At 64.5% G+C, this 25,846-nt stretch carries 24 protein-coding genes and 1 riboswitch; of the genes, 8 read left to right on the top strand and 16 right to left on the bottom strand.

Annotation, left to right across the window (positions count from 1 at the left end; genetic code table 11):
* Position 1: 1 nt before the first annotated feature.
* From ACVMIM_RS25445 to ACVMIM_RS25515, 15 genes are all read right to left on the bottom strand, one after another.
* On the bottom strand, positions 2-1,507 hold the full coding sequence (locus ACVMIM_RS25445) for an NADH-quinone oxidoreductase subunit M (RefSeq protein WP_476115254.1): 1,506 nt from the start codon (positions 1,505-1,507) through the stop codon (positions 2-4).
* The gene (gene nuoL / locus ACVMIM_RS25450; protein ID WP_476115256.1) at positions 1,507-3,480 is read right to left on the bottom strand and encodes an NADH-quinone oxidoreductase subunit L; all 1,974 of its coding nucleotides are present in this window, start codon (positions 3,478-3,480) and stop codon (positions 1,507-1,509) included. Before nuoL ends, ACVMIM_RS25445 begins: the two co-directional genes overlap by 1 nt.
* Before the next feature lie 11 nt (positions 3,481-3,491).
* On the bottom strand, positions 3,492-3,800 hold the full coding sequence (nuoK, locus tag ACVMIM_RS25455) for an NADH-quinone oxidoreductase subunit NuoK (protein ID WP_040982022.1): 309 nt from the start codon (positions 3,798-3,800) through the stop codon (positions 3,492-3,494).
* A gap of 1 nt (position 3,801) precedes the next feature.
* The gene (locus ACVMIM_RS25460) at positions 3,802-4,422 is read right to left on the bottom strand and encodes an NADH-quinone oxidoreductase subunit J (RefSeq protein WP_476115258.1); all 621 of its coding nucleotides are present in this window, start codon (positions 4,420-4,422) and stop codon (positions 3,802-3,804) included.
* Positions 4,423-4,549: 127 nt separating this feature from the next.
* On the bottom strand, positions 4,550-5,041 hold the full coding sequence (nuoI, locus tag ACVMIM_RS25465) for an NADH-quinone oxidoreductase subunit NuoI (RefSeq protein WP_040982026.1): 492 nt from the start codon (positions 5,039-5,041) through the stop codon (positions 4,550-4,552).
* Positions 5,041-6,084 (bottom strand): NADH-quinone oxidoreductase subunit NuoH, encoded by a 1,044-nt coding sequence (gene nuoH / locus ACVMIM_RS25470; RefSeq protein WP_040999133.1) that lies wholly within the window; start codon positions 6,082-6,084, stop codon positions 5,041-5,043. The genes nuoI and nuoH overlap by 1 nt, the downstream gene beginning before the upstream one ends.
* 2 nt (positions 6,085-6,086) lie before the next feature.
* Positions 6,087-8,168: an NADH-quinone oxidoreductase subunit NuoG gene (nuoG, locus tag ACVMIM_RS25475; protein ID WP_476115260.1), complete on the bottom strand. Its 2,082-nt coding sequence runs from the start codon at positions 8,166-8,168 to the stop codon at positions 6,087-6,089.
* Between the two features lie 74 nt (positions 8,169-8,242).
* Positions 8,243-8,926: an NADH-ubiquinone dehydrogenase gene (locus tag ACVMIM_RS25480; protein ID WP_476115261.1), complete on the bottom strand. Its 684-nt coding sequence runs from the start codon at positions 8,924-8,926 to the stop codon at positions 8,243-8,245.
* 74 nt (positions 8,927-9,000) lie between these two features.
* A complete protein-coding gene (gene nuoF, locus ACVMIM_RS25485; RefSeq protein ID WP_040999127.1) occupies positions 9,001-10,305 on the bottom strand; it encodes an NADH-quinone oxidoreductase subunit NuoF in 1,305 nt (434 codons plus the stop codon).
* Positions 10,306-10,315: 10 nt separating this feature from the next.
* Positions 10,316-11,635 carry an NADH-quinone oxidoreductase subunit E gene (locus ACVMIM_RS25490; RefSeq protein WP_476115263.1) on the bottom strand — a complete coding sequence of 440 codons (1,320 nt, stop codon included), beginning with the start codon at positions 11,633-11,635 and terminating at the stop codon, positions 10,316-10,318.
* 52 nt (positions 11,636-11,687) lie between these two features.
* A complete protein-coding gene (locus ACVMIM_RS25495; protein ID WP_476115265.1) occupies positions 11,688-12,095 on the bottom strand; it encodes a hypothetical protein in 408 nt (135 codons plus the stop codon).
* On the bottom strand, positions 12,095-13,285 hold the full coding sequence (locus ACVMIM_RS25500; protein ID WP_040999123.1) for an NADH-quinone oxidoreductase subunit D: 1,191 nt from the start codon (positions 13,283-13,285) through the stop codon (positions 12,095-12,097). The genes ACVMIM_RS25495 and ACVMIM_RS25500 overlap by 1 nt, the downstream gene beginning before the upstream one ends.
* A gap of 9 nt (positions 13,286-13,294) precedes the next feature.
* Entirely contained in the window at positions 13,295-13,900 is a 606-nt protein-coding gene (locus tag ACVMIM_RS25505) for an NADH-quinone oxidoreductase subunit C (RefSeq protein WP_476115267.1), read from the bottom strand.
* Positions 13,901-13,904: 4 nt separating this feature from the next.
* Entirely contained in the window at positions 13,905-14,486 is a 582-nt protein-coding gene (locus tag ACVMIM_RS25510; protein ID WP_015317338.1) for a NuoB/complex I 20 kDa subunit family protein, read from the bottom strand.
* Positions 14,477-14,842: an NADH-quinone oxidoreductase subunit A gene (locus ACVMIM_RS25515; protein WP_040982049.1), complete on the bottom strand. Its 366-nt coding sequence runs from the start codon at positions 14,840-14,842 to the stop codon at positions 14,477-14,479. Before ACVMIM_RS25515 ends, ACVMIM_RS25510 begins: the two co-directional genes overlap by 10 nt.
* Positions 14,843-15,176: 334 nt before the next feature.
* Here ACVMIM_RS25515 and ACVMIM_RS25520 point away from each other — a divergent pair, with 334 nt between their 5' ends.
* The 8 genes from ACVMIM_RS25520 to ACVMIM_RS25555 all read left to right on the top strand — a co-directional run bounded on the left by ACVMIM_RS25520 (position 15,177) and on the right by ACVMIM_RS25555 (position 25,115).
* Complete coding sequence (locus ACVMIM_RS25520; protein WP_476115269.1) at positions 15,177-16,376, top strand: winged helix-turn-helix domain-containing protein; 1,200 nt, start codon at positions 15,177-15,179, stop codon at positions 16,374-16,376.
* A 29-nt stretch (positions 16,377-16,405) separates the two neighbouring features.
* A riboswitch (cobalamin riboswitch) is annotated at positions 16,406-16,608 on the top strand.
* 40 nt (positions 16,609-16,648) lie between these two features.
* On the top strand, positions 16,649-17,074 hold the full coding sequence (locus ACVMIM_RS25525) for a DUF1636 family protein (protein ID WP_476115271.1): 426 nt from the start codon (positions 16,649-16,651) through the stop codon (positions 17,072-17,074).
* Between the two features lies 1 nt (position 17,075).
* Positions 17,076-18,113 (top strand): cobalamin biosynthesis protein CobW, encoded by a 1,038-nt coding sequence (cobW, locus tag ACVMIM_RS25530; protein WP_476115272.1) that lies wholly within the window; start codon positions 17,076-17,078, stop codon positions 18,111-18,113.
* An 18-nt stretch (positions 18,114-18,131) separates the two neighbouring features.
* Positions 18,132-21,476: a cobaltochelatase subunit CobN gene (gene cobN / locus ACVMIM_RS25535; protein ID WP_476115274.1), complete on the top strand. Its 3,345-nt coding sequence runs from the start codon at positions 18,132-18,134 to the stop codon at positions 21,474-21,476.
* Positions 21,473-22,966 (top strand): precorrin-3B synthase, encoded by a 1,494-nt coding sequence (gene cobG, locus ACVMIM_RS25540; RefSeq protein WP_476115276.1) that lies wholly within the window; start codon positions 21,473-21,475, stop codon positions 22,964-22,966. The genes cobN and cobG overlap by 4 nt, the downstream gene beginning before the upstream one ends.
* Entirely contained in the window at positions 22,967-23,599 is a 633-nt protein-coding gene (locus tag ACVMIM_RS25545) for a precorrin-8X methylmutase (protein ID WP_476115277.1), read from the top strand.
* Positions 23,596-24,354: a precorrin-2 C(20)-methyltransferase gene (locus tag ACVMIM_RS25550; RefSeq protein WP_476115279.1), complete on the top strand. Its 759-nt coding sequence runs from the start codon at positions 23,596-23,598 to the stop codon at positions 24,352-24,354. The genes ACVMIM_RS25545 and ACVMIM_RS25550 overlap by 4 nt, the downstream gene beginning before the upstream one ends.
* A complete protein-coding gene (locus ACVMIM_RS25555) occupies positions 24,351-25,115 on the top strand; it encodes a precorrin-3B C(17)-methyltransferase (RefSeq protein ID WP_040999098.1) in 765 nt (254 codons plus the stop codon). Before ACVMIM_RS25550 ends, ACVMIM_RS25555 begins: the two co-directional genes overlap by 4 nt.
* Here the strand turns inward: ACVMIM_RS25555 and ACVMIM_RS25560 are convergent.
* Entirely contained in the window at positions 25,079-25,846 is a 768-nt protein-coding gene (locus ACVMIM_RS25560; protein WP_476115281.1) for a cobalt-precorrin-6A reductase, read from the bottom strand. The genes ACVMIM_RS25555 and ACVMIM_RS25560 overlap by 37 nt on opposite strands.

Here is a 25,846-nt window from a genome sequence, read left to right on the forward strand (position 1 = left end):
GTCAGTTCGCCGCCGCGGTCTGCGCGGAATTGATGGATGCGGTGACGTTGGTGACGAGCGTCTTGACCGATTGGGCCGTCGCGTCGAACACCGGCGCCGGATAGACGCCAAAGAAGATGACCAGCACCACCAGCGGATAGACGATCGCCTTCTCGCGCGGCGAAAGATCACGCAGGTTCTTCAGGCTGTCCTTGGTCAGCGCACCGAAGATCACCCGGCGATAGAGCCACAGCGCGTAGGCCGCCGACAGGATGACGCCGGTGGCGGCGAAGAACGCTACCCAGGTGTTGACCCGGAAGACACCGAGCATGGTCAGGAATTCGCCGATGAAGCCGCTGGTGCCCGGAAGGCCGACATTGGCCATGGTGAAAATCATGAACACGGTGGCGTATTTCGGCATGTTGTTGACCAGGCCGCCATAGGCGTCGATCTCGCGCGTATGCATCCGGTCATAGATGACGCCGACGCACAGGAAAAGCGCGCCCGAGACGAGGCCGTGGCTGAGCATCTGGAAGATCGCGCCCTGCACGCCTTCCTGGTTCATCGCGAAGATGCCCATGGTGACGAAGCCCATATGGGCGACCGACGAATAGGCGATCAGCTTCTTCATGTCCTCCTGCATCAACGCCACCAGCGATGTGTAGATGATGGCGACGACGGAGAGCGTGAACACCAGCGGCGCGAACATCGCCGATGCTTCCGGGAACATCGGCAGCGAGAAGCGCAGGAAGCCATACCCGCCCATCTTCAGCAGGATGCCTGCCAGGATGACGGAGCCCGCGGTCGGCGCCTCGACGTGGGCGTCGGGCAACCAGGTGTGCACCGGCCACATCGGCATCTTCACCGCGAAGGAGGCGAAGAAGGCGAGCCACAGCCAGGTCTGCATGTTGGCCGGGAAATGATGCGTCAGAAGCGTCGGGATGTCGGTGGTGCCGGACTGGAAGAACATTGCCATCACGGCGAGCAGCATCAGCACCGAGCCGGCCAGCGTATAGAGGAAGAACTTGAACGAGGCATAGACGCGCCGCTTTCCGCCCCAGACGCCGATGATGATGAACATCGGGATCAGGCCCGCCTCGAAGAAGACGTAGAAAAGGACGATATCGAGCGCGCAGAACACGCCGATCATCAGCGTCTCGAGGATCAGGAAGGCGATCATGTAGGCCTTGACCCGTTTCTCGATGGCGTCCCAGGAGGCCAGTATGCAAAGCGGCATCAGGAAGGTGGTCAGAATGACGAACAGCATCGAGATGCCGTCGACGCCCATATGGTAGGAGATGCCCGAATCCAGCCAGGCATGCTTCTCGACGAACTGGAAGCCGGCCTGCGAATTGTCGAAGCCCGTCCAGATGAACAGCGAGATGACGAAGGTGAACGCCGTCGTGATGAAGGCGATCGCGCGGATGTTGCGGCGCGCGTTTTCGCTGTCGTCGCTGATCGGCAGAATGAGGAGAACACCAACCAGCGGCAGGAAGGTGACCAGCGAGAGGATTGGCCAGTCGGTCATCAGAGCATCATCCAGGTGACGAGAGCGGCCACGCCGATCAGCATGGCGAAGGCGTAATGGTAAAGATAGCCGGTCTGCAGCTTGACGACCCGGTTGGTGACGTCGACGACGCGCGCCGAGATGCCGTCAGGCCCGAGCCCGTCAATGACGGCGCCGTCACCGGTCTTCCACAGGAACCTGCCGAGGCGCTTGGCCGGCCGCACGAACAGGAAATCGTAGAGCTCGTCGAAGTACCACTTATTGAGCAGGAAAGCGTAAAGCAGGCGATGATTGGCGGCGACGCTCCGGGGGAGTTCCGGCGAGCGGATGTAGAATTTCCAGGCGACCGCGAGGCCGATCACCATGGCGACGAATGGCGCGAGTTCGACCCAGAGCGGCAATTCGTGGATCTCGTGCAGAATGTGGTTGTCCGGCAGCGTGAACAGCGATGCCTTCCAGAATTCGGCGTAACCCTCGCCGATGAAGGCGCCGTGGAAGATGATGCCGGCAAACAGCGCGCCGGCCGCCAGCACATAGAGCGGCACCAGCATCACCGGCGGCGATTCATGGACGTGGTGCATGACCTCGTGGCTGGCGCGCGGCTCGCCATGGAAGGTCATGAAGATCAGCCGCCACGAATAGAAGCTGGTGAAGGCGGCGGCGATCACGAGCAGGATGAAGGCGAAGCCCGCGACCGCATTGTGGCCGGCGAAGGAGGTCTCGATGATGGCGTCCTTGGAGAAGAAGCCGGCGGTGCCGATCACCGTCGCCGGAATGCCGACGCCGGTCAGCGCCAGCGTGCCAATGATCATCATCCAGTAGGTTGCCGGGATGAGATTGCGAAGGCCGCCCATCTTACGCATGTCCTGCTCGTCGGACACCGCATGAATGACCGAGCCGGAGCCGAGGAACAGCAGCGCCTTGAAGAAGGCGTGGGTGAACAGGTGGAAGATCGCCGCGCCATAGGCGCCGACGCCGAGCGCGACGAACATGTAGCCGAGCTGCGAGCAGGTCGAATAGGCGATGACGCGCTTGATGTCGTTCTGGACCAGGCCGACGGTCGCCGCGAAGAAGGCGGTAAAGGCGCCGATGAAGGTGACGACGGTCAGCGCCGTATGCGACAGCTCGAACAGCGGCGAGAGCCTCGCCAGCATGAAGACACCGGCGGTCACCATGGTCGCCGCGTGGATGAGCGCGGAGACCGGCGTCGGACCTTCCATAGCGTCAGGCAGCCAGGTGTGAAGCGGCACCTGCGCCGACTTGCCCATGGCGCCCATGAAGAGCAGCAGGCAGACCACCGTCAGCGCCGTCTGCTTGTCGAGCGCATGTCCGAGGAAGGTGAGCACGGCGGCACTCGCCGGCGCGCCTTCGGCCGGCAGGAAGGATGCTGCATTGGCGAACACTGTGCTCAGATTGACCGAGCCGAACAGCACGAACACGCCGAAGATGCCGAGCGCGAAGCCGAAGTCGCCGACGCGGTTGACGACGAAAGCCTTGATGGCCGCGGCATTGGCCGACGGCTTCTTGTACCAGAAGCCGATCAGGAGATAGGAGGCCAGACCGACGCCTTCCCAGCCGAAGAACATCTGGATCAGGTTGTCTGCCGTCACCAGCATCAGCATCGCGAAGGTGAACAGCGACAGATAGGCGAAGAAGCGCGGCCGGTTCGGGTCGTGATGCATGTAACCGATCGAATAGATGTGAACCAGCGCCGACACGGTGTTGACGACGATCAGCATCACCACCGTCAGCGTGTCGATCCTGAGCGCCCAGGAGGCGTCGACGCCGCCCGACTGGATCCAGCGCAGCACCGGCACGGTGAACACCTCGCCATGGCCGAAGCCGACGGTGAAGAATGCGATCCACGACAGCACCGCCGCGATCACCAGGAAGCCGGAGGTGATGTATTCCGAGGCCTTGGCGCCGAGCGAGTTGCCGAACAGGCCGACAATCAGGAAGCCAAGCAGCGGAAGGAAGACGATAGCCTGATACATGATGGTTCCCGTCAACCCTTCATCGCGCTCACGTCTTCGACCGCGATCGAGCCGCGGTTGCGGAAGAAGACGACAAGAATGGCAAGACCGATCGCGGCTTCCGCGGCCGCGACCGTCAGCACGAACAGGGCGAACACCTGTCCGACGAGGTCATGCAGCGCCGCCGAGAACGCGACGAAATTGATGTTGACTGCAAGCAGGATGAGCTCGACCGACATCAGGATGACGATGATGTTGCGGCGGTTGAGGAAGATGCCGAACACGCCTAGCGTGAACAGGATCGCCGATACGGTCAGGTAATGTGCAATGCCGACGACCATCTCAGATGCCCTCGCCCGATTTGACCTTGCGGATTTCCATGCCCGTCGCCGGCGTGCGGGCGACCTGCGCGGCGATCGACTGCCGCTTGACGCCCTCCTTGTGGCGCAGCGTCAGCACGATGGCGCCGATCATCGCCACCAGCAGCACCAGGCCGGAAATCTGGAAATAATAGAGGTAGTCCGTATAAAGGATGTCGCCGAGCGCCGCCGTGTTGGAGCGCGTGGCGAGATCCGGCATTGCCTTGGCGACCGTCGAGGCAAGCTGCGGCGCGAATGTGTAGCCGCCGAGCACGATGATCAGTTCCGCCGCCAGGATCAGCCCGACCAGCGCGCCGATCGGCGCGTATTGCAGGGCGCCCTGCTTCATCTCCGCGAAGTCGACATCGAGCATCATGACGACGAACAGGAACAGCACCATCACCGCGCCGACATAGACGACGAGCAGGATCATCGCCAGGAACTCGGCGCCGGTCAGCATGAACAGGCCGGCGGCGTTGAAGAAGGTGAGGATCAGGAAGAGCACCGAATGCACGGGGTTGCGCGACGAAATGACCATGAAGGCCGACGCCACGGCGATAAAGGCGAAGAGGTAGAAAAAGGCCGCCTCTAATCCACTCAGCATGGGGTTCCCCCGGGTTCCTGTCCGAACATTGGGCTCGGCGCCCTCGTTCGATGTTCGCCGCCGCCTCCGGCTGGCAAAGTTGCGTTGTCCTTAAACGAGGCCCCTCGCCCCGTCCATGCGTCAAATGTCAGCGATAGGGCGCATCCAGCGCGATGTTGCGCGCCAGCTCACGCTCCCAGCGATCGCCGTTCGCGAGCAGCTTTTCCTTATTGTAGTAAAGCTCCTCGCGCGTCTCGGTCGCGAATTCGAAATTCGGCCCCTCGACGATGGCGTCGACCGGGCAGGCTTCCTGGCAGAAGCCGCAATAGATGCACTTCACCATGTCGATGTCGTAGCGCACGGTGCGACGCGTGCCGTCATTGCGGCGCGGGCCGGCCTCAATGGTGATGGCCTGCGCCGGGCAGATCGCCTCGCACAGCTTGCAGGCGATGCAGCGTTCCTCGCCATTCGGATAACGGCGCAGCGCATGCTCGCCGCGGAAGCGCGGGCTGGTCGGCCCCTTCTCATGCGGATAATTGATCGTTTCCTTCGGCGCGAAGAACTGGCGCATCGAAAGGAAGAAGGCGCTGACGAAATCCTTCAGCAGCAGCGATTTTGCGGCCTGGGCCAGAGCGGACATCACGCAAACCCCGTGATCTTGAGGAAGGCCGCGGTGGCGACGACCATGAACAGCGAGATCGGCAGGAACACTTTCCAGCCCAGCCGCATCAGCTGGTCGTAGCGGTAGCGCGGCACAAAAGCCTTCACCATCGAGAACATGAAGAACATCAGGCAGATCTTCAGCACGAACCAGATCACGCCTGGTATCCAGGTGAAGGGCGCGAAATTGAACGGTGGCAGCCAGCCGCCGAGGAACAGGATGGTCGCCAGCGCGCACATCAGGACGACGGCGACATACTCGCCGAGGAAGAAAAGCAGGAACGGCGTCGACGAGTACTCGACCATATGGCCGGCGACGAGTTCCGATTCCGCCTCCACCAGGTCGAAAGGCGGGCGGTTCGTCTCGGCAAGCGCGGAGATGAAGAACACCACGAACATCGGCAACAGCGAAAGCCAATGCCAGTCGAGGAAGGTGTTGGGTAGGCCGAGCCTGGTGCCGAGGCCGTCCTGCTGCGACATCACGATATCGGAGAGGTTAAGCGAGCCGACGGTGAGCAGCACGGTGACGATGACGAAGCCGATCGAGACTTCGTAGGACACCATCTGCGCGGCCGAGCGCAGCGCGCCGAGAAACGGATATTTCGAGTTGGACGCCCAGCCGCCCATGATCACGCCATAGACCTCGAGCGAGGAGATGGCGAAGACGTAGAGGATGCCGACATTGATGTTGGCGATGGCCCAGCCCTCATTGACCGGAACCACGGCCCAGGCCGAAATTGCCAGCACCGCCGACACCAGCGGCGCCAGAAGGAACACGCCCTTGTTGGCGCCCGACGGGATCACCGGCTCCTTGAAGACGAATTTCAGAAGGTCGGCGAAGGCCTGCAGCGTTCCCCACGGACCGACGACGTTCGGACCGCGCCGCAGTTGCACCGCCGCCCATATCTTACGGTCGGCATAGAGCAGGTAGGCGACGCCGATCAGCAGCACGACGATCAGCACGACCGACTTCAGAAGGATCAGCAGCGCCGGCAGCACGTAGAAGGAGAAGAAAGTGTCCATGCTTATTCTGCCGCCTGCTTGAAGCCGCTCTTGGCCAGCGCCGAGCATTCGGCCATCACGGCCGACGCCCGCGCGATCGGGTTGGTGAGATAGAAGTCCTTCACAGGCGAGGTGAAGGTGCCCTTGTTCAGCCGGCCGCCGAGCTTCGCCGCCTTGGCGACGTCGTCGGCGCTGCCCGCCTGCACCTGGTCGATGCGGGCGAGATGCGGGAACTCGCCATAGAGCTTGGCGCGCAGCTGCGCCAGCGAATCGAAGGGCAGCTTCTTGCCGAGCACATCCGACAGCGCCCGCAGGATCGCCCAGTCCTCGCGCGCCTCGCCCGGAGCAAAGCCGGCGCGGTTGGTCTGCTGCACACGGCCTTCTGTATTGACATAAGTGCCGGACTTCTCGGTGTAGGCCGCGGCCGGGAGGATGACATTGGCGCGGTGCGCGCCGGCATCGCCATGGGTGCCGATATAGACGACGAAGGCGCCGCCGGTCTTGGCCATGTCGATTTCGTCGGCGCCGAGCAGGAAGAGCACATCGGTGTCGCCCAGCATGCCGGCGACGTCCTTGCCGCCCTCGCCCGGCACGAAGCCAACATCGAGGCCGCCGACCCGGGCCGCTGCGTTGTGCAGCACCGCAAAGCCGTTCCATTCGGCCGTGACTGCATTGACGGCGGCCGCGAGCCTTGCCGCCTGGCCGAGCACCGCCGCGCCGTCCGTGCGCGCCAGCGCGCCCTGGCCGACGATGATCAGCGGATGCGTGGCCTTGCTCAGCACCTCGAAGAATTTGCCATTGCCGTCGCCGAGATCCCTGAGCGATTCCGGGCCGGCGCCGATCAGCTCATAATCGTAGCGCGTGTCGCCGATCTCGCCGATGACGCCGACCGGCAGATTGCCGACGCGCCAGCGCTTGCGGATGCGGGCGTTGAGCACCGAGGCCTCGAAGCGTGGATTGGCGCCGATGATCAGCACCGCGTCCGCCTGCTCGATGCCCTCGATGGTCGGATTGAAGATGTAGCTGGCGCGGCCGAGCGAGGGATCGAGCGCTGCGCCATCCTGGCGGCAGTCGATGTTCTTCGAGCCGAGCGCCGCCATCAAGAGCTTGAGCGCGTAGATCTCCTCGACCGCGGCGAGGTCGCCGGCGATCGCGCCGATCCGCTCCGGGGCCGTCTTCGATATCTGTTCCTTGATCGCTGCGAAGGCTTCGGCCCAGCTTGCCGGGGCGAGCTTGCCCTCCTTGCGCACATAGGGGCGGTCGAGGCGCTGCGTGCGCAGGCCGTCCCAGATGAAGCGGGTCTTGTCGGAGATCCACTCCTCGTTCACCGCCTCGTTGACGCGCGGCAGGATGCGCATCACCTCGCGGCCTCTGGAGTCGACGCGGATCGCTGAGCCGACGGCGTCCATGACGTCGATCGATTCCGTCTTGGTCAGCTCCCATGGCCGTGCCTGGAAGGCGAACGGCTTGGACGTCAGCGCGCCGACGGGGCACAGATCGATGACATTGCCCTGCAGCTCCGACGTCATCGCCTGCTCGAGATAGGTGGTGATCTCGGCATCCTCGCCGCGGCCGATCAGGCCGAGTTCGGAGATGCCGGCGACCTCGGTGGTGAAGCGGACGCAGCGCGTGCAGTGGATGCAGCGGTTCATCACCGTCTTAACCAGCGGGCCGATATACTTGTCTTCGACCGCGCGCTTGTTTTCGTGGTAGCGCGAGGAATCGACGCCGAAGGCCATCGCCTGGTCCTGCAGGTCGCATTCGCCGCCCTGGTCGCAGATCGGGCAGTCCAGCGGATGATTGATCAGCAGGAATTCCATCACGCCTTCGCGGGCCTTCTTGACCATCGGCGTGTTGGTGAAGATTTCCGGCGGCTCGCCATTCGGGCCGGGGCGCAGGTCGCGTACGCCCATGGCGCAGGACGCCTGCGGCTTGGGCGGGCCGCCCTTCACCTCGATCAGGCACATGCGGCAATTGCCGGCGATGGACAGCCGCTCATGGAAGCAGAAGCGCGGCACTTCCGCGCCGGCGTCCTCGGCCGCCTGCAGCAGCGTGTAATGGTCGGGTACCGTGATCTCTTTCCCGTCGACCTTTAGCTTTGCCATTCGCCTCAAACCTCTGCGGATATCCCGCAATCTATCTTTCCGGGCGCGGCTCAAGCCGCGCCGGGCATTTCAATTCACTTCTTCGCGGCGAGCGCCGCGGCCTGGGCGGTCCAGTCGTCGCGACCGATGCGGCCGGCGAGCGACAGATAATCTTCCACCCAGGCGATCTCTTCCGACGTCCAGGCGGCGATCTGGCCATAGGTCCAGATGCCAAGACCGTTGAGCACCTTCTCCAGCTTCGGCCCGATTCCTGAAATAGCCTTCAGGTCCGACGGCTTCGCCGGCCTGTCAATTGCCTTCGGCTGCCTGAAATCCTCTGGCATCAGCCCGGTCGCGGCCGGTTGGGCAACGAGACCGGATCCGGTCGCGTCGAGCGCCTTCTCGGTCGCGTTCGCCCCAATGTCGGTTACGTCCCTGGCGAAGGTCTGCGCCCTGGCGATCAGCGTCTCGGTCGCCTTGCGCGCCTTGGTGGCGTTGGCGGCCGCTTCGCTCTGCGCATCGAGGTCGTCGAGGAAAGGCTGGAACATGCGCTGCGAGGCCTCCAGCGCGCCGGTGAAGGCGCCCATCCACATGCCGACGGCATGGTTGGCAAGACCGATGCCGAGCGCCGACATAGCCGCGGCGCCCGCGACCGGATGCGCCAGAAGGTTGACGGCGCTGACCATCTCCTTCGGCATCATCTTGGTCAGGTCTTGGTTCATCTTCTCGAGTTGGTCCAAATCAGGCATGAACGGATAGGGTATCGAATACGGCGCCATAGAGAGCTCCTGGTCGTTTCCTCGTATGCCCCGCCCCTGCTTTCAGTCTCGGGCCAAGCCCGTATTTCGAAGTCTTATTCCGCCGCCACCATCACCGGCTCGACCCGGTGCGCGTTGCGCGAAAACTCGTCGATGCGGCGTTCCACCTCGCCACGGAAATGCCGCATCAGGCCCTGGATCGGCCAAGCCGCCGCGTCGCCCAGCGCGCAGATCGTGTGACCCTCGACCTGCTTGGTGACGTCGAGCAACATGTCGATCTCGCGCTTCTGCGCCTCGCCGCGCACCAGCCGCTCCATCACCCGCCACATCCAGCCGGTGCCTTCGCGGCACGGCGTGCACTGGCCGCAGCTCTCATGCTTGTAGAAGTAGGACAGCCTGGCGATCGCCTTCACGATATCCGTCGACTTGTCCATGACGATGACGGCCGCCGTGCCGAGGCCGGATTTGAGGTCGCGCAGCGCGTCGAAATCCATCGGCGCGTCCATGATCTGCTCGGCCGGCACCAACGGCACCGAAGCACCGCCCGGAATCACCGCCAGAAGATTGTCCCAACCGCCGCGGATGCCGCCGCAATGCGTTTCGATCAGCTCCCGGAACGGGATCGACATCGCTTCTTCAAAAGTGCACGGATTGTTGACGTGGCCGGACACGCAGAACAGCTTGGTGCCGGCATTGTTCGGGCGGCCGAAGGACGAGAACCAGGCGGCGCCTCGGCGCAGGATGGTCGGCGCCACCGCGATCGATTCGACATTGTTGACCGTGGTCGGGCAGCCATAAAGGCCGACATTGGCCGGGAATGGCGGCTTCAGCCGCGGCTGGCCCTTCTTGCCCTCGAGGCTTTCGAGCAGCGCCGTCTCCTCGCCGCAGATATAAGCGCCTGCGCCGTGATGCATGTAGACGTCGAAGTCGTAGCCGGACGTGTTGTTCTTGCCGATCAGCCTGGCCGCATAAGCCTCGTCGATGGCGCGCTGCAGCGCCTCGCGCTCGCGGATGAACTCGCCGCGCACATAGATATAGGCGGCGACCGCGCCCATGGCGAAGCCGGCAACCAGCGCGCCTTCGACCAGCGTGTGCGGATCGTTGCGCAGGATGTCGCGGTCCTTGCAGGTGCCGGGCTCGGATTCGTCGGCATTGATGACCAGATAGCTCGGGCGCCCGTCGCTCTGCTTGGGCATGAACGACCACTTCAGCCCGGTCGGGAAGCCGGCGCCGCCGCGCCCGCGCAGCCCCGACGCCTTCATCTCGTTGACGATCCAGTCGCGGCCCTTGGCAATGAGACCGGGCGTGTCGTCCCAGATGCCGCGCGACTGAGCGCCGGCCAGCGACTTGTCGAACAGGCCGTAGATGTTGGTGAAGATGCGGTCTTTGTCCTGAAGCATTTTTCGTCCCTCAGACCGGCTTCTTGCCGAAGACGCGGATGTATTCGGCAACGCCGCCCTTGGCGAGCGCCTTGGCCTGCTTCACCCAGTCGTCACGCTCGATACGGCCGCGGAAATTGAGATAGCCGTCGACCCATTCGCGCTCGGCCTTCTTCCAGCCGGCGACCTGCGCGAAGGTGTAGATGCCAAGCGAGTGCAAAATGCCTTCTATTTTCGGGCCGACGCCGGAGATCAGCTTGAGATCGTCGACGGTAGCCGGGCGCTCGATGCCGGCCGGACGGTTCTTGTCCTCCAGCGAAGGCTTCGCCGTTTTGGCGACGGGCTGCTTGGTTTCCGGAGCCTTGAAGGCCGCGACCGGTTCAGCTTTCGTCTTCGGCCCGCTGCGCGGCTTGGAAACGGCCTCGACTTCCGGAGAAGCTTGATTGGCGTTGGCGGCCGAATGCCGCGGCGCCCTGACGCTGGCGCCGTTCTCGGTGGCCGGAGCGACCTTGACCGGCGACGGCGTGTTCAGCGCCGGGCTGGTTTCAGCCGCGTGAGTCTTCGGCTTGCTGGATTTTGACGGTGCAACCGGACCCGAGGCGGCCGGAGCAGCGGGTGCCGGGGCCGCGGCAGGCTGTGAGGTTGCAGCAGGAGCAGCAGCCGGCGCCGCGGCGGCGGCATCCTTGGCAGCCTTCGCGGCCGCCTTGGCTTCCTTGTCGCGCGTCGACTTCAGGATCGCCTTTTCATTTGTCAGCGTCTTCAAGCCATCGGCCGGCTCGGACCCGTGACGGCCGTTCTGCGGACCGGGTTTCACCTCGGCGCCCTTGCCCGCGTCATAAAGATCGATGATCTCGGCCAGCCGCTCGGGCGTCAGGTCTTCGAATGTGTCCTTGAAGATCATGACCATCGGCGCGTTGACGCAGGCGCCGAGGCATTCGACCTCCTCCCACGACAGCGTGCCCTTGTCGTTGGTATGGAACTGGTCGTGATGGATCTTCGACCGGCACACATCCATCAGCGCTTCCGAGCCGCGCAGCATGCAGGGCGTAGTGCCGCAGACCTGGATATGGGCGCGCGTGCCGACCGGATTGAGCTGGTACTGCGTGTAGAAGGTCGCGACCTCGAGGCCGCGTATGCGCGGCATGCCGAGCATGTCCGAGATCGTCTCGATCGCCGCCTTGGTAACCCAGCCTTCCTGTTCCTGCGCCAGCATCAGCAAGGGGATGATGGCGGACTGCTCGCGCCCCTTCGGATATTTGGCGATCCACTGCTCAGCCGCCGCCGCGTTCTCCTTGTTGAAGGCGAACGAGGCTGGCTGGAGGCTGGCTTCTGCAAGACGGCGGACTGACATTAGGTTTGAACTCTGTTGTAGCAGTCGAAAGGGCGGGAGTCAGGAAACGGTGTCATTGCCGAGCCGCCGCCTCCTTGCAAACTTTCGACTGGTTGTCGAAGCACTGAAAGGTCGGCGAATTTGTCATGACGGCAGGAGAAACACCCGCTTGATCACCCAGCTTCTTGGCAAGTTTTTTGAACCCCCGCCGATTGAGCGCGGCTTCAGAAATCTCGGCTTTGGTAAATGTCGCATCCTGCGGCGCCATAAAGCGATATTCGCAGGACGCATCCCCGAAATAGAACGCGTCGACAACAGCTTGGTCACTAGTCGCACTGTCGCGCATGTTCAAAGTGACGTAGTGCAGCTTGTAGTGCTTCTTTGCCAATTCCAAAGACGTTACCGACGCAGGGCAATCGGCTGCAAGGGCCGATTGACCGGCTATTGCAGTAAGCGACAAAGCTGCAATCACCTGCCGCATTACCGATCGACCTCCCCGAACACGATATCGAGGGAGCCAAGCACGGCGGTGACGTCGGCCAGCATGTGGCCGCGGCACAGGAAATCCATGGCTTGCAGATGCGCGAAACCAGGCGCGCGCAGCTTGCAGCGATACGGCTTGTTGGTGCCGTCGGAGACCAGATAGACGCCGAATTCGCCTTTCGGCGCTTCGACGGCCGCGTAGACCTCGCCGGCCGGCACGCGATAGCCCTCGGTATAGAGCTTGAAGTGATGGATCAGCGCTTCCATCGAACGCTTCATCGCCGCGCGCTTCGGCGGCACCACCTTGCCGTCGAGGTTCGACACCGGGCCGGCGCTTTCCTTGCCGAGCAGAAGATCGACGCACTGGCGCATGATCCTGGCCGACTGGCGCATCTCTTCCATGCGCACAAGGTAACGGTCGTAGCAGTCACCGTTCTTGCCGACCGGGATGTCGAAATCCATCTCGGAATAGCATTCATAGGGCTGCGCCTTGCGCAGGTCCCAGGCCGCGCCCGAGCCGCGCACCATCACGCCCGAAAAGCCCCAGGCCCAAGCGTCGGCCAGCGACACCGTGCCGATATCGACATTGCGCTGCTTGAAGATGCGGTTGGGCGTGAGCAGGGCGTCAAGATCGTCGATCGACTTCAGGAACGGGTCGATCCACTTACCGATATCCTCGACCAGCTTCTGCGGCAGGTCCTGGTGGACGCCGCCCGGCCGGAAATAGGCCGCATGCATACGTGAGCCCGAGGCGCGCTCGTAGAACACCATCAGCTTTTCGCGCTCGACGAAGCCCCACAGCGGCGGGGTCAGCGCGCCGACATCCATCGCCTGCGTCGTCACATTGAGAATGTGCGACATGATGCGGCCCATTTCGGAATAGAGCACGCGGATCAGCTGGCCGCGCTTCGGCACCTCGATGCCGAGCAGCCGCTCGGCCGCGAGCGCGAAGGCATGCTCCTGGTTCATCGGCGCGCAATAGTCGAGCCGGTCGAGATAGGGCACGGCCTGCAGATAGGTCTTGGCCTCGATCAGCTTCTCGGTGCCGCGGTGGAGCAGACCGATATGCGGATCGACGCGGTCGACAACTTCGCCGTCCAGCTCGAGAACCAACCTCAAAACACCGTGCGCGGCAGGGTGTTGAGGCCCAAAGTTAATGTTGAAATTGCGGACGGAGGTTTCAGCCATCGCGGCGCCTCAATTCGTCTTGGCTTTTTCATCCCCGGGCAGGACGTAGTCCGTCCCTTCCCAAGGAGAAAGAAAATCGAAATTGCGGAATTCCTGCTTGAGCTCGACCGGCTCGTAGATCACGCGCTTGGCCTCGTCGTCGTAGCGCACCTCGACGAAGCCGGTCAGCGGGAAATCCTTGCGCAGCGGGTGCCCCTCGAAGCCGTAATCGGTGAGAATGCGGCGCAGATCCGGATGGCCGCTAAACAGCACGCCGTAAAGGTCATACGTCTCGCGCTCATACCAGTCGGCACCTGGATAGACGGCGGTCAGCGACGGCACCAGCGTTTCCTCGTCGGCCTGCAACTTGAGGCGGATGCGCACATTCTGCTTCGGCGACAGAAGGTGGTAGACGACATCGAAGCGCTTGGCGCGCGAGGGGTAGTCAGCGCCGCAAATGTCGATGATCGAGATGAACTGGCAGCGCGGATCGTCGCGCAGGAAGGTCGCCACCTCGATCAGATTGCCCGGGTCGACGGAGACTGTCAGCTCGCCATAGGCAAGCACGGCTTCGCCAATGCGGCCGGAGAGCTTCTCGCCGAGATAGGTGGAGAGTTCGTTCAACGCCAGGGTCATTGGCTCACCGTTCGATCGTGCCGGTGCGGCGGATCTTCTTCTGCAGAAGGAGAATGCCGTAGAGCAGCGCTTCGGCGCTCGGCGGGCAGCCGGGCACATAGATGTCTACGGGCACGACGCGGTCGCAGCCGCGCACCACCGAATAGGAATAGTGGTAGTAGCCGCCGCCATTGGCGCAGGAGCCCATCGAGATGACGTAGCGCGGCTCCGGCATCTGGTCGTAGACCTTGCGCAGCGCCGGCGCCATCTTGTTGGTCAGCGTGCCGGCGACGATCATGATGTCGGACTGGCGCGGAGACGCGCGCGGCGCGACGCCGAACCGCTCCGAGTCATAGCGCGGCATCGAGGTGTGGATCATCTCGACCGCGCAGCAGGCGAGACCGAAGGTCATGAACATCAGCGAGCCGCTGCGCGCCCAGGTGATCAGCGCTTCGGTCGAGGTGACAAGGAAACCCTTGTCGGCGAGCTCATTGTTGATTTCGAGGAAGAAGGGATCGTCCTCCCCCACCGGCCTGCCGGTATTGGGATCGATGATGCCCTTGGGCTTCGGCGCGACGAGGGTGCCTGAACTGTCGTTCAATCCCATTCCAGCGCTCCTTTTTTCCATTCATAGGCAAAGCCGATGGTCAGCACCGCCAGAAACACCATCATCGACCAGAAGCCGAGCATGCCGAGCTTCGAGAAGGACACCGCCCACGGGAACAGGAAGGCGACCTCGAGATCGAAGATGATGAACAGGATCGACACCAGATAGAAGCGAATGTCGAATTTCATGCGGGCGTCGTCGAACGAGTTGAACCCGCATTCATAGGCGGAAAGCTTTTCCGGATCGGGATTGCGGTAGGCCACCAGGAAGGGTGCGACGATAAGCGCCAGACCGACGATCATCGCCACGGCGATGAACAGCACGATAGGCAGGTACGAACTCAGGAGTGCGCTCATGCGGCGGCTTTCCTTCGGCGGGGGTAGCTCATGTTGATTACAGCAACGAACTCTAATGCGGAAGCGTGACAGATTAACCGCTGAACCGTTTTAACGGGCCCATGCTGCAACGCGGCGAGGGTTAGCGCAGCGGTTTCGGTGACGCAAGTCAAACCTTGTTCAAATCGCCGCCCTGGACGCCTTATCGGAAGAAACTGGTCCGATCCGCTCCTGTTTGATTTCCTTCACTTTTTACTCCACTTTTCTCTCCTGACACATCTGCCGCCATTTGCCTGCTAGCATCGCCGGAATCATCGGCTAAAAAACCAACGGACGATCGGGGCAAGGATACCTGATGAAGGAGAAAATCTCGCTCGCCATGGCGAGGCGCATTGCGCTCGGCGCACAAGGGTTCAACGACCCTCGCCCCGCAGGAGTTCCGGATCGCCGGCACCTTGCGCGTGTGCTTTCGCGGACCGGCCTGTTGCAGATCGATTCCGTGAGCGCGGTGGTGCGCGCGCATTATATGCCGCTCTATTCGCGCCTCGGCCCCTACCCGCTTACGCTGCTCGACAATGCCGCTGTCACCCGCAAGCGCTCCGTCTTTGAATATTGGGCGCATGAGGCGTCGTTCCTGCCTGTCGAGACCTATCCTTTGATGCGCTGGCGCATGCAGCGCGCCGAGCAGGGTGACGAGATGTATCTCGGCCTTGCCAAATGGGGCCGTGAGCGCAAGGAAATGATAGACGAGATATATAGAGAGGTCGCCGATCGCGGGCCTATCGCCGCTTCCGACATCGAGGGCCATAAGGGCAATGGCGGCTGGTGGGGCTGGAGCGAGGCCAAGCACGCTTTCGAATGGCTGTTCTGGGCCGGACGCATCACCACCGCCTACCGGCGCGGCTTCGAACGCTATTACGACCTGCCCGAGCGCGTTTTGCCGCAGGCGGTGCTCGACCTCCCCGTACCGTCGGTCGAGGACGCGCATCGCGAATTGCTGCGCATCTCGGCACGTGCCCACGGCGTCGCCACCTATAGCGACCTGCGCGACTATTTCCGTCTCGCGCCGGGAGACACGAAAGACCGCATCGAGGAACTGGTCGAAACCGGCGAATTGCTGCCGGTGAAGGTCGAGAGCTGGGACAAGCCTGCCTATCTCCACAAGGACGCCCGTGTTCCGCGCCGGATAGAGGCGCGGGCCCTACTCGCCCCCTTCGATCCCGTGGTTTTCGAACGCACGCGCACCGAAAAGCTGTTCGGCTTCCGCTACCGCATCGAGATCTACACGCCGGCCGAAAAGCGCCAATACGGCTATTACGTGCTGCCCTTCCTGCTTGGCGACCGGATTGTCGCCCGTGTCGATCTGAGGGCTGATCGGCCGGCGAGCGTCCTGCGCGTCCATGCCGCCTATGCCGAAGCAGGCGCGCCGCCCGAAACCGCCGCCCAGCTTTTCGATGAACTGAAGCAGATGCAGGCCTGGCTCGGCCTCGAGGCGATCGAAGTGACGCCGGCCGGCGACCTCGGACCGGCGCTGACCGACATCAAGGTGTCGTAGCCGCGCGTTGACAGGCGCCTAGCCGTAAGCCTAAATCCGCCGCAGACGGTCTTCTCCCGGCAAAGGGAGGAGCCAAGAGGGAATGCGGTGCGGGTCAAAACCCAAATCCGCGGCTGTCCCCGCAACTGTAAGCGACGAGCCTTGGCCGAAAACCACTGGGACGTTCCCGGGAAGGCGGCATCTGAGGCAACGACCCGCGAGCCAGGAGACCTGCCGTCTGAGACTTTAAGTATCCGAATGCCCGGCGGGTTTTCCGGGCAAGGAGCCTGGTTTTGGATCGCAACGGCAGTTTCCCGGCAAACAGTTCGGACATTTCGTTCGAGCCCGACGCGCTGGCCGGCGTGACCGTCATCGTCTGCTCCTCTTGCCGTGACGAGACCGGCTCGGACGCGCATCCGCGCGCCGGCGCGCTGCTGGCCGAGGGCACGCGCCGGGCGGCTTCCGGCGAAAAGATCAACATCCGCACCGTCGAATGCCTTGGCAACTGCAAGCGCCGGCTAAGCGCAGCGCTGCTGCGCGACGGCTGCTGGAGTTACGTCTTCGGCGATCTGGAGACGACCAGCGGCGCCGATCTCGTCGCCGGCGCAAAGCTCTTCGCTACCTCGACCGACGGCCTGATCCCTTGGCGCGGCCGACCCGATTCCCTCAAGCGCGGCCTGGTTGCCCGCATCCCTCCCCTCGACATGCTGAAGGACTGACATGAACGCTTCCGTTTCCCGTGTTCCCTGCACCGTCGTCACCGGCTTTCTCGGCGCCGGCAAGACGACGCTGATCCGCAACTTGCTCGAAAACGCCAGGGGCAAGCGGCTGGCGATCATCGTCAACGAGTTCGGCGATGTCGGCATCGACGGCGAGATCCTTAAAGGTTGCGGCGTCGATGCCTGTCCGGAGGAAAACATCGTCGAGCTCGCTAATGGCTGCATCTGCTGCACCGTCGCCGACGATTTCGTCCCTGCCCTTGACCAAATCCTGTCGCGCACGCCGAAGGTCGACCACATCCTGATCGAGACCTCCGGCCTCGCTCTGCCGAAGCCGCTGGTGCAGGCCTTCCAGTGGCCGACGGTAAAGAGCCGCGTCACCGTCGACGGCGTCGTAGCCGTGGTCGACGGCCCGGCATTGGCCGACGGCCGCGTCGCCTCCGACATGGACGCGCTGCAGGCGCAGCGCGCAGCCGACGATTCCCTCGACCATGACGACCCGGTCGAAGAAGTGTTCGAGGACCAGATCGCCTGCGCCGACCTGATCATCTTATCGAAGAGCGATTTGATGGATGCGGCAGGCTCCGAGCGCGCCAATGCCGTCATCGGCGAGCATGTGGCGCGCGCCGTCAAGGTGGTGCCGACCGCCCAGGGCAAGGTCGACCCCTCCGTGCTGCTCGGTCTTGGCCTTGCGGTGGAGGACGACATCGAAAACCGCAAGACCCATCACGACGACGAGCTCGACCATGAGCACGACGATTTCGATTCCTTCGTTATCGACATCCCGTCGGTCGCCAATCCCGATGAACTGGCCAAGCGCGTCGCCCTTGCCGCCGAGCAGGAGAACGTGCTGCGCGTCAAAGGCTTCGTCGAGGTCGGCGGCAAGCCGATGCGGCTTTTGCTGCAAGCGGTCGGCCCGCGCGTCAACCACTATTACGACCGCGCCTGGACAGCCGAGGACGATCGCCGCTCGCGGCTGGTCGTCATCGGCCTCAAGGGGCTGAACCGCCCGGCGATCGAGCGTATTCTCGCGGGCTGATACCAACACGAAAAAGCGATGCATATCCTCACCACGTCATCCGCTTCGCTCGACGATCTCGCCGAGCCGATCGACCTCAGGCAGAAGCCTGCAGATGTCGTGGCGCTGTCCTTCACCGACAGCGATCTCGCCGGCTTGGCCGCCGCCTGGAAGGCCGATGCGGCGCGGCTGCCGTCCATGCGGCTGGCGGCGCTGCGCGACCTTCGCCACCCGATGTCGGTGGACCTATGGATCGACAGCGTTGCCCGTCACGCCAAAGTGGTGCTCGTCCGCATCCTGGGCGGTTATGACTGGTGGCGCTATGGCTGCGACCAGCTCGCCGCGGTCACACGCGAGCGGGATATCAAGCTGGCGCTGCTGCCGGGCGAAAGCCATGACGAGGACCAGCGCCTGATCGAAGCCTCGACCCTGCCGCGCGCCGAACTCGACGCCCTGCTCGGCTATTTCCGAGAAGGCGGCCCGGCAAACATGTCGGCACTGGTGCAAAGGCTGGCACGGCTTGCAGGGGCTGACGCGGCTGTGGCCGAGCCGGTCAGCGTGCCCAAGGCTGGGTATTATCAGCCGGGAGTTGGTGTCGTAGAAAAGCCTGTGACGGAACTCGGCGCCGACAATTTTGCCGTCGTCCCCATCCTCTTCTACCGCTCCATGCTGCTCGCGGCAGACATAGCGCCGATCGACACACTCGCTGAAGCCCTGCGCTCGCAAGGCCTAGCCCCGGTGCCGATCTTCGTCTCCAGCCTGAAGGACCTGGCATCCCTGGCCTTCGTCGAGAAAGCCATCAACTCGCTGAACCCATCGGCGATCGTCACCGCCACGGCCTTTGCCTCCGGCGCCGAGCCCGGCGCCGAAACCCTCTTCGACCGCGCCGGCGTGCCCGTCTTCCAGGTCATCGTCGCCACGACGAAACGCGAGGTCTGGGAGAAAAACCAGCGCGGCCTGGCGCCCGCCGATCTCGCCATGCACGTCGTCCTGCCCGAGCTCGACGGCCGCATCCTCGCCGGCGCGATCTCCTTCAAGGGCGAGGTCGAAACCGACGCTGCACTCGCCTTCCGCGCTTTCGTCAACCAGCCGAAAGCCGACCGCGTGGCGCAGGTGGCCAGGCGGATCGCGGCATTCATTCACCTGCGACGGACCGAGCGAGCAAAGCGCAAGCTGGCGATCCTGATTCCCGACTATCCGAGCGCGCCTGGACGAACGGGCTACGCCGTTGGCCTGGATGTGCCGTCAAGCGTTCTCGCCATGCTGCAGGACCTGAAGGAACAGGGCTATGCGGTTGAACGGATTCCGCAATCGCCGCGGGAATTGCTGGATGGGCTGGAGGTGAGTGGGCTTGGCCTCTCCATAGAGGACTACTCCGCCTTTTCGGCCGAACTGCCGAGGGCAGCGCGCGATGCAGTAGAGGCCGCGTGGGGCAAGGCAGAAGGGATAAGTTCCCACTTCCCCTTCCGCGCCGCAACCTTCGGCAACATCACCGTAGCGCTCGCCCCCGATCGCGGACGCTCCGCCGACCGCCGCGCCGATTACCATGACCCGACGCTGCCCCCGCGCCACGAGCTGATCGCCTTCGGCCTCTGGCTGCAGAAATCGCTCGGCGTCCATGCCATCATCCATGTCGGCGCGCATGGCACGCTGGAATGGCTGCCGGGCAAGACGGTCGCGCTTTCCGACACCTGCTTTCCCGAGATCGTCACCGGCTCGCTGCCGGTCATCTATCCTTTCATCGTCTCCAATCCCGGCGAGGCGGCGCAGGCCAAGCGCCGCATCTCGGCCGTCACGCTCGGCCATCTGCCTCCGCCACTGACCGGAGCCGGGCTCGACGAGGCACAGCAGAAACTCGAGCGCCTGGTCGACGAATACGCCCAGGCCGACGGCCTCGACCGCCGCCGCCGCGACCGACTGGCAAAGCTGATCGTCGAGACGGCACGGAAAACCGGGCTTGCCTCGGAAGCCGGCGTAGCGAAGACAGACCAGCCCGACGAAGCGCTGCGCCGCATCGACGCCTGGCTCTGCGATCTCAAGGATTTCGCGGTGAAGGACGGGCTGCATGTCTATGGCCGCGCACCGGAAGACGAGGCCGATCCGCTGCGCCGGCAGAGCGCCGACACTGAACGGACAGCCCTGCTCGCCGCGCTCGAGGGCCGCCATGTCAAGGCCGGCCCGGCCGGCGCGCCGGCGCGCGGCCGTTCCGACGTGCTGCCCACCGGCCGCAATCTCTTCACGTCCGATCCCCGCACCATGCCGACGCCGACCGCCTATGATCTCGGCCAGGCTGCAGCAGAGGAAGTGGTGCGCAGCTACATGCAGGGCCATGGCGACTGGCCGCGCTCGCTGGTCATCGACCTCTGGGGCTCGGCCTCGTTGCGCACCGGCGGCGAGGAGATCGCGCAAGGCCTGGCGCTGATGGGCTGCCGGCCGCAATGGGATGCCGCGACCGGTCGCGTCACCGGCATCGAGGTGCTGCCGCCGGCCACGCTCGGCCGCCCGCGCGTCGACGTTACCTGGCGCATTTCCGGCCTGTTCCGCGACATGTTCCCGACCCAGATCGCGCTGATCGATGCAGCCGCCAACGCCGTCGCCGGCCGCGACGAAGACGATTCGGAAAACCCGCTTGCCGCAGCCACCCGTGCCCAAGGCAAGATCGAGCCGCGCATTTTCGGCACTTCGCCCGGCACCTATGGCGCCGGCGTCGAGGATTTGCTGTCGCGCGGCGAATGGGGCGTGCGCGAAGAGATCGGCCGCGCCTATCTGGAGGCCACCTCGCATGCCTATGGCGGGGCCGACGGCGAAGCGATTTTGGCGCCAGGCGCCTTCGAGGACCGCATCGCCGAAGCCGATCTCCTCGTCCATACCGGCGACGACCCCGGCCGCGATATCCTCGAAGGCTCGGCCGACGTCGCCTTCATCGGCGGCTTTTCGGCCGCTCTTGCCGCGCTTGGCCGCAACGCGGATGTCATCGTGCTCGACACGACCGACCCGAAGAAGCCGAAGCCGCGTTCGGTCGGCGAAGCGGTGTCGCGCGTGGTACGCGCCCGCGCGGTCAACCCGCGCTTCATCGCCGGCCAGATGCGGCATGGCCCTCGTGGCGCCTCCGAATTCGCCGAGACGGTCGACCGCCTGGTCGGCTTCGCCGAGACCACGCACGCCATTTCCGGCACGCTGATCGAGGCGGTACACGACGCCTATGTTGGCGACGCCGAAGTCCGCGCCTTCTTGCTGCGCGAGAATCCGGCGGCTGCCAAGGTCATCGCCGAACGTTTTCTGGCGGCGCGGCGGCGCGGCCTCTGGCATCCGCTCAGGAACTCCATCGACGATGACCTCGCAGCCCTGATCGCCGAGGCTGAGGCAAGCGGGGTGGCGGCATGATCGCGTTTTCGCGGCGCGGCGCCTGCCCTGCCCTCAGCGCCCCGATGCGGACCGGCGACGGGCTTTTGGTGCGGCTCAACCCGGTCGCAGGGGGACTGGTCCCGATGTCGCTGATCGGACTCGGCGAATCCGCTCTGCGCCACGGCAACGGCATCATGGAGGTAACGGCGCGCGGCAGCCTGCAGATTCGGGGTTTGACGACCGAAAGCGCCAGGCTGCTGGCGGCGGAAGTGGACGCCCTGGGCATTGACGTGCGGAGCAGCGTGCCGGTTGAAATTGGGCCGTTGGCGGGGATCGACCCAGAGGAGATTGCCGATCCGCGCCCATTGGCGGAACGGATCAGGGCGGCGATCGAGGAGGCTGGGCTGACGGCACGGCTGGGGCCGAAGGTGTCGGTGGTTGTCGACGGTGGCGGGCAGCTGACGATGGACCTGTTGACGGCCGATGTAAGGCTGAAGGCGGTGAGGGCCGATGCGGGCGTCCAGTGGAGCGTGTCGGTTGCCGGCGACGCGCGCAGTGCAAAGCCGCTCGCGACGGTCGATGCTGATGCTGCACGCGACATTGCTGTGGCGGCGCTCAGGATGGTCGCGGAAAAGGGCCGGGAGGCGCATACGCGCGACCTGTCGGAGCGGCAATTGGCCTCTCTCGCAGGTTGGCATTCCTTCGCGCCCCCCTCTGTCCTGCCGGACATCTCCCCCTCTGTGGGGGAGATTCGCAGCTTTACCGCCGGCTCCCGCTCTGCAGCGAACTCGCATGTTCCGACCTCGGCGATTGGCGAAAGCGGCCGCGCCGGCCTGATCTCCCCTCTAGAGGGGGAGATGTCCGGCAGGACAGAGGGGCGCGCCGTGGAACGCCATCGCCCACCGATCGGCCTCCTTAACCTAACCGAAGGCCACGCCCTCGGCATTGCCCTGCCCTACGGCAGCATGCCCGCTCAAAACCTCATCGACCTCGCCATTGAAGCCGCAAACCTCGGCGCCACCGAAATCCGCCTGGCCCCCGGCCGCGCCCTACTTTTCCTCGGCCTCACCCCTTCCGCCGCCTCTGCACTCCAAGCCTCCGCGGTTACCCTCGGCTTTGTCACTTCCCCCAGCGATCCGCGCACCCGCATCGCCGCCTGCCCCGGCACGCCGGCCTGCGCCTCCGGCCGTATCGCCACGCGCGCCATCGCCGAAACCATTGCGAAACAAAACCCCGACCTCCACGACGCCTCGCTGACCCTGCACATCTCCGGCTGCGCCAAGGGCTGCGCGCATCCCGGCGCGGCGGCGCTCACTCTGGTCGGCGACGAAAACGGAGCCGGACTTGTCGTGGACGGGACGGCAAAGGCCCTTCCTGCCGCGTACAGGCCGGGCTATGACGCCGCGCGCGGGGTCGCCGGCATTCTTGCCGCGATCCGCGACGAACGACATCAGGGCGAAACCGCCGCCGCCTGCCTGGCAAGGCTTGGCGCTGCAGGCATCGCCGAACTCTATCGACGGAACCAGTGAATGGCCGCCTACGACTATATCCATGACGGAATGGCGATCTACGAGCGCTCTTTCGCCATCATCCGCGCCGAGGCGGACCTGTCTCGCTTCTCGGAAGCGGAGGCCGATGTCGCGATCCGCATGATCCATGCCTGCGGCCAGGTCGAAGCCGCCAGCCATTTTGTCTTCTCAGACGGTTTCGTGACCGCAGCGCGCGCGGCGCTTGCCGCCGGCGCGCCGATCTTCTGCGATGCCGAGATGGTGGCGCACGGCGTCACCCGCGCCCGCTTGCCGGCCGGCAACGAGGTGATCTGCACGCTGCGCGACCCACGCACGCATGACATCGCCAAGAAAATCGGCAACACCCGCTCGGCCGCCGCGATCGACCTCTGGGGAGAGCGCATGGCCGAATCGATCGTCGCCATCGGCAACGCGCCGACCGCGCTGTTCTATCTGCTTGAAAAGCTGCGCGATGGTGCACCGAAGCCGGCAGCGATCATCGGCATGCCGGTCGGCTTCGTCGGCGCCGCCGAATCCAAGGATGCGCTGGCGGAAAATTCCTATGGCGTGCCCTACGCCATCGTGCGCGGCCGGCTGGGCGGCAGCGCCATGACAGCGGCGGCGCTCAATTCGTTGGCGAGGCCGGGCCTGTGAACGCGATTGTAAAAGGCCGTTTGGTCGGTGTCGGCACCGGCCCCGGCGACCCCGAACTTCTGACGCTGAAGGCCGCGCGCGCGCTGGCCGAGGCCGATGTCGTCGCTTATTTCGCCAAGCGCGGCAACAACAGCAATGCGCGCGCCATCGTCGAGGCGCGCTTCCGGCCGGATATGGTGGAGCTGCCGCTGCTCTATCCGGTGACCACCGAGATCGACAAAGATCACGACGAGTACCGCGCGCAGATCACCGATTTCTACGAACAGTCGGCCGAGCAGGTTGCCGAGCATCTCGGCGCCGGCAGGATGGTGGCGGTGCTGTCGGAAGGCGATCCGCTCTTTTATGGCTCCTACATGCATCTGCATGTGCGCTTGGCGCACCGTTTCCCGACCGAAGTCATTCCCGGCATCAGCGCCATGTCCGGCTGCTGGTCGCAGACCGGCCTGCCGATCGTCCAGGGCGACGACGTGCTGACCGTGCTGCCCGGCACGATGAGCGAGTTCGAGCTGACCCGTCGCCTCGCCGACACCGATGCCGCCGTCATCATGAAGGTCGGCCGCAACCTGCCGAAGATCAGGCGTGCGCTGGAAGCCACCGGCAAGCTGGCCAAGGCCATCTATGTCGAGCGCGGCACCATGCCGGGCAGCGTCTCGATGCGGCTCGCCGAAAAGCCGGACGAGAAGGCGCCCTATTTCGCCATCGTGCTGGTCGCCGGCTGGTCGGGCCGCCCGGGAGCCCTCGGAGCAAAGACATGAGCGGTCGCCTCGCCGTCATCGGTCTCGGGCCCGGCAATGCCGACCAGGTCACGCCGCAGGCTGCCAATGCCGTCGCCGAGGCTTCCTTCTTCTATGGCTACAAGCCCTATCTCGACCGGCTTGAGCTGCGGCCGGATCAGACGCGCATCGCCTCCGACAATCGCGAAGAGCTCGCCCGCTCCAACGAAGCGCTGGCGAAAGCCGCTGAGGGCCACAGCGTGGCTGTCGTTTCCGGCGGCGATCCCGGCGTCTTCGCCATGGCGGCAGCCGTCTGCGAAGCGATCGAAGCGGGCCCGGCTGAATGGCGCACCATTGACGTCTCAGTCGTCCCTGGCGTCACCGCCATGCTTGCGGTCGCCGCCCGGATCGGCGCGCCGCTCGGCCATGATTTCTGCGCTATCTCGCTGTCGGACAACCTGAAGCCTTGGGACCTGATCGAGCTGCGGTTACTGGCGGCGGCCGGAGCCGGCTTCGTCATCGCGCTTTATAACCCGATCAGCAAGGCCCGCCCCTGGCAGCTCGGCCGCGCCTTCGAATGCCTGAAGGCGATCCTGCCCGGCACCACGCCGGTGATCTTCGGCCGCGCCGCCGGCCGGCCCGACGAGCGCATCGAAGTCTTTCTGCTGGCGGACGCGGATGCGGCAAAGGCCGACATGTCGACCTGCGTCATCATCGGCTCGCCCGAAACCCGCATCATCAAGCGCGGTGAAAAGCCCGCCCTGGTCTACACGCCGCGTTCGGCAACGGGGTCGAAAAAATGATCGACCTTTGCCGCCAGTGCATCGACGGTTTCGGCGGAAGGAATGTCCGGCAAAGGCGGTCGGCGGATCATGACCACTTCGATGCCGAGCGCCCGCGCCGCGGCGATCTTGCCATAGGTCGCCTCGCCGCCGCTGTTTTTGGAAACGATCGCGTCGATCCCGTATTTCTCGAGCAGCGCCCGCTCGTCCGCCTCCGGGAACGGTCCGCGCGCCAGCAGGTAGAGCGCATCCGGCACGGCGAGTTTCGGCTCGACCGGATCGACGCTGCGGATCAGGTAACTGTGTTGGGGCGCGGCCTCGAACGCGCCGGCCTCCTGCCGGCCGATCGCCAGGAATACGCGGCGCGGCGCCTCGCCAAGCGCCTTCGCCGCCTCCGTGACATTGTCGACCAGGATCCAGCGATCGCCGGCCACGGGCTCCCATCCAGGACGCCGCAGCGCGAGGATCGGCACGCCGGTTTTCGTGGCGGCTTCAGCGGCATTGGCGGAGATACGCGCGGCGTATGGATGCGTGGCGTCGATCAGCAGATCGACGTGTTCTTCGCGAAGATAAGCGGCCAGCCCTTCGGCGCCGCCAAAGCCACCGACACGCACCGGCACGCCTTGCGCGACCGGGCTTTCGGTGCGGCCGGCAAGCGAGAGCGTGACCGAGAATTCCGCGCGACGGGCGAGCTTCCCGGCCAGTTGTCGGGCTTCGGTCGTTCCGCCGAGGATCAGGATACGGTGGGTCAT

Source organism: Mesorhizobium sp. USDA 4413 (genome assembly GCF_056280365.1).

Excerpts from the sequence above, each read along its gene's own strand:
- ACVMIM_RS25560 (WP_476115281.1), bottom strand. The coding sequence starts at position 25,846 with ATGACCCACCGTATCCTGATCCTCGGCGGAACGACCGAAGCCCGACAA.
- ACVMIM_RS25495 (WP_476115265.1), bottom strand. The coding sequence starts at position 12,095 with ATGCGGCAGGTGATTGCAGCTTTGTCGCTTACTGCAATAGCCGGTCAA.
- ACVMIM_RS25555 (WP_040999098.1), top strand. The coding sequence starts at position 24,351 with ATGAGCGGTCGCCTCGCCGTCATCGGTCTCGGGCCCGGCAATGCCGAC.
- cobW (WP_476115272.1), top strand. The coding sequence starts at position 17,076 with ATGAACGCTTCCGTTTCCCGTGTTCCCTGCACCGTCGTCACCGGCTTT.
- nuoI (WP_040982026.1), bottom strand. The coding sequence starts at position 5,041 with ATGTCCGCTCTGGCCCAGGCCGCAAAATCGCTGCTGCTGAAGGATTTC.
- ACVMIM_RS25490 (WP_476115263.1), bottom strand. The coding sequence starts at position 11,635 with ATGTCAGTCCGCCGTCTTGCAGAAGCCAGCCTCCAGCCAGCCTCGTTC.
- nuoL (WP_476115256.1), bottom strand. The coding sequence starts at position 3,480 with ATGTATCAGGCTATCGTCTTCCTTCCGCTGCTTGGCTTCCTGATTGTC.
- nuoG (WP_476115260.1), bottom strand. The coding sequence starts at position 8,168 with ATGGCAAAGCTAAAGGTCGACGGGAAAGAGATCACGGTACCCGACCAT.
- ACVMIM_RS25445 (WP_476115254.1), bottom strand. The coding sequence starts at position 1,507 with ATGACCGACTGGCCAATCCTCTCGCTGGTCACCTTCCTGCCGCTGGTT.
- ACVMIM_RS25505 (WP_476115267.1), bottom strand. The coding sequence starts at position 13,900 with ATGACCCTGGCGTTGAACGAACTCTCCACCTATCTCGGCGAGAAGCTC.
- ACVMIM_RS25480 (WP_476115261.1), bottom strand. The coding sequence starts at position 8,926 with ATGGCGCCGTATTCGATACCCTATCCGTTCATGCCTGATTTGGACCAA.
- cobN (WP_476115274.1), top strand. The coding sequence starts at position 18,132 with ATGCATATCCTCACCACGTCATCCGCTTCGCTCGACGATCTCGCCGAG.
- ACVMIM_RS25545 (WP_476115277.1), top strand. The coding sequence starts at position 22,967 with ATGGCCGCCTACGACTATATCCATGACGGAATGGCGATCTACGAGCGC.
- ACVMIM_RS25500 (WP_040999123.1), bottom strand. The coding sequence starts at position 13,285 with ATGGCTGAAACCTCCGTCCGCAATTTCAACATTAACTTTGGGCCTCAA.
- nuoH (WP_040999133.1), bottom strand. The coding sequence starts at position 6,084 with ATGGACACTTTCTTCTCCTTCTACGTGCTGCCGGCGCTGCTGATCCTT.
- ACVMIM_RS25510 (WP_015317338.1), bottom strand. The coding sequence starts at position 14,486 with ATGGGATTGAACGACAGTTCAGGCACCCTCGTCGCGCCGAAGCCCAAG.
- nuoF (WP_040999127.1), bottom strand. The coding sequence starts at position 10,305 with ATGCTTCAGGACAAAGACCGCATCTTCACCAACATCTACGGCCTGTTC.
- nuoK (WP_040982022.1), bottom strand. The coding sequence starts at position 3,800 with ATGGTCGTCGGCATTGCACATTACCTGACCGTATCGGCGATCCTGTTC.
- cobG (WP_476115276.1), top strand. The coding sequence starts at position 21,473 with ATGATCGCGTTTTCGCGGCGCGGCGCCTGCCCTGCCCTCAGCGCCCCG.
- ACVMIM_RS25460 (WP_476115258.1), bottom strand. The coding sequence starts at position 4,422 with ATGCTGAGTGGATTAGAGGCGGCCTTTTTCTACCTCTTCGCCTTTATC.
- ACVMIM_RS25520 (WP_476115269.1), top strand. The coding sequence starts at position 15,177 with ATGAAGGAGAAAATCTCGCTCGCCATGGCGAGGCGCATTGCGCTCGGC.
- ACVMIM_RS25515 (WP_040982049.1), bottom strand. The coding sequence starts at position 14,842 with ATGAGCGCACTCCTGAGTTCGTACCTGCCTATCGTGCTGTTCATCGCC.